The sequence below is a fragment of the Kitasatospora sp. NPDC056783 genome, from assembly GCF_042789895.1.
Classification (GTDB): Bacteria; Actinomycetota; Actinomycetes; order Streptomycetales; family Streptomycetaceae; genus Kitasatospora.
This window is the reverse complement of sequence record NZ_JBHUAF010000664.1, coordinates 1-1,994: the sequence shown is the minus strand read 5'-3', so window position 1 is coordinate 1,994 and position 1,994 is coordinate 1. Positions and strand designations below refer to the sequence as shown.

Annotated in this window: 4 protein-coding genes; 3 read left to right on the top strand and 1 reads right to left on the bottom strand. The window is 77.5% G+C overall.

What is annotated here, in order from left to right; translation table 11 throughout:
* The first annotated feature begins 109 nt into the window (after nucleotides 1-109).
* Entirely contained in the window at nucleotides 110-1,042 is a 933-nt protein-coding gene (locus tag ACFRMQ_RS40415; protein ID WP_380735907.1) for a DUF2797 domain-containing protein, read from the top strand.
* Between the two features lie 144 nt (nucleotides 1,043-1,186).
* Nucleotides 1,187-1,324 carry a hypothetical protein gene (locus tag ACFRMQ_RS40410; RefSeq protein ID WP_380735906.1) on the top strand — a complete coding sequence of 46 codons (138 nt, stop codon included), beginning with the start codon at nucleotides 1,187-1,189 and terminating at the stop codon, nucleotides 1,322-1,324.
* 9 nt (nucleotides 1,325-1,333) lie between these two features.
* Here ACFRMQ_RS40410 and ACFRMQ_RS40405 read toward each other — a convergent pair whose 3' ends face one another.
* The gene (locus tag ACFRMQ_RS40405) at nucleotides 1,334-1,648 is read right to left on the bottom strand and encodes a hypothetical protein (RefSeq protein ID WP_380735905.1); all 315 of its coding nucleotides are present in this window, start codon (nucleotides 1,646-1,648) and stop codon (nucleotides 1,334-1,336) included.
* A gap of 3 nt (nucleotides 1,649-1,651) precedes the next feature.
* Between ACFRMQ_RS40405 and ACFRMQ_RS40400 the strand changes: the two genes are divergently transcribed.
* Complete coding sequence (locus ACFRMQ_RS40400) at nucleotides 1,652-1,798, top strand: hypothetical protein (RefSeq protein ID WP_380735904.1); 147 nt, start codon at nucleotides 1,652-1,654, stop codon at nucleotides 1,796-1,798.
* Nucleotides 1,799-1,994 lie beyond the last annotated feature (196 nt).

Genomic DNA, 1,994 nt, shown 5'->3' with positions numbered 1-1,994 from the left:
GACCGGTGGACCGCCACTCTGCCGGCCCCGGCCCCGCGGCCGGGGCCGGGCGGCCCGCCCCGTCGGTGGCGCCGGGTAGTCTCGACGGTCACCGACGGCAAGGAGCGACGTGACGATCCCCCCGCAGCACCCCCGGCCCGGCGGCTGGATCTCCACCGGCCTGAGCTGGCAGGACGGCAGAGCCATGCTCGGCGCCGCGCGCGGCGCCCAGGTGCACGAGCGCGCCGTCACGCCGGGCGCCGAGGTGGGCTGGCTGCTGGGCGGCCCCCGCCGCTGCGTCGGGGCCTGGCTGGCCGGGGCGACGGAGCGCACGCCCTGCCCGCACCACGCGGTGATCGATCCGGCCGCCGGCGCGACGCAGTGCCCGGCGTGCCAGAGCGTGGACCGGGGCCTGGCCCTCGCCCGGGACCAGATCCTCGACGACGGCCGCACCTACCTGCTCTACCTCGCCTGGTTCGGCGAGGGCCTGCTCAAGGTCGGTCTGACCGCCGAGCAGCGCGGTGACAGCCGACTGCTCGAACAGGGCGCGCTGGCCTACGCGTTCACCGCCCGCGGCGGCCTGCCGGCCGTCCGCCGCGCCGAACTCACCGTCGCCGCCTCGGGCCTGGCCCGCGAGCGGTACAAGTCCCGGCTGAAGACCGACCAGTGGTGGTCGCACGGCGACGCCCCGTACCGCCGTACGGTGCTCGCCGAGGCCCGCGCCCAGGCACACCGGCTGCTGGACGGCCACGCCGTGGAACCGCTCGCCGACCGCCCGGTGGTCGACCACGTCGAGCGCTACGGCCTGGCCGGCGGCGCCCCGGAGGCCTACCGGGAGATCGCCGGGCTGGCCGACGGCGCGGTGCTCGCGGGGCGGCTGAGGCCGCCGGTGGGCCGGCACCTCTTCCTCGACCAGGCGGACGGCTCCGGCCCGCTGCTGCTGGACACCCGGCTGCTCACCGGCTGGACGCTCAGCCCGGTCACCGGCCGCGGCTCCGAGGGCCTCACCCTGCACGAGCGCCTGCGCCCGCCGGAGCCGGACACCCAGGAGGCGCTGTTCTGAGGCCGACTCGTCGCGGCCGCACCGGGAACGGCTCCGGCCCGCACGTGTGAGGCGTGCGGGCCGGCCCGCGACCCGGTGGTGACTCAGCTCGACGGGGTCGGGCGCCTGCGCTGCAGCCACACACCGATCAGGGAGACGACCACGGTGAGCGCCATTGGGCCGCGACCCGCAGGCCGTCGCCCCAGTGACCCGGCCCGGGCCCGGGAGCAGTTCACCGTCCACGCCGAGGCGACGGCCGACCTGCTGCTCCCGTTCGTCCAGCGGCCGGCCGGGCCGGCCTGATCCCGGAGCTCAGCCCAGCTTGCTGCGCACCCCGCCGGGGCCGGACCGGGCCCGGCGGGAGCGCGGCGGGCGGGACGGGCGGACGTCGGAGCGCGCCGTCCGCTCGGAGGCCTCGGCCGCCTCGGCGGCGCGCCCGGCCAGCGCGGCCCGGGCCGCGGCGAGCGCGACGCGGGCGAGCAGCGGGTCCTCCTGGACGCCGGCCGCGCGCATGGCGCGCTGGCAGGCCGTGCACCAGACCGGCGAGGCCGGCCCGTCCGGGTACGCCATCTCCTCGGGCGGCAGGTAGTGCCCACCGCACTCGACGCACTCGAAGATGAACCTCATCCGATGATCACCGTCCCCGATCCGTGGCACCGACCGCACGGTGACCAGAAGGTGTGGACCCTGGGCACCATGCTCCCTTCCTCGTCGAGTTCGACCGTCGCCTCGGTCTTCTCCGTCCCCCCGGAGCCCCCGCACCCGGGACAGGACTGAACCTGGGGCATATGCCGTCCTTCCGTGGCGAAGCACCACCGTAGCGCGATTCCCCGCCGGGGAGCACCGCCGCCGGCGATCCACCACCCGTACGGGTAGCGCGAACCACGGCCGGGCGCCCCGCCGCACACCGGGGTCGGCCCCCGCGCCCGAGCACCGGAGCGCGGGGGCCCACCGTCCGTGGGGAGCCGTCAGC

Excerpts from the sequence above, each read along its gene's own strand:
- ACFRMQ_RS40400 (WP_380735904.1), top strand. The coding sequence starts at position 1,652 with ATGATCACCGTCCCCGATCCGTGGCACCGACCGCACGGTGACCAGAAG.
- ACFRMQ_RS40405 (WP_380735905.1), bottom strand. The coding sequence starts at position 1,648 with ATGAGGTTCATCTTCGAGTGCGTCGAGTGCGGTGGGCACTACCTGCCG.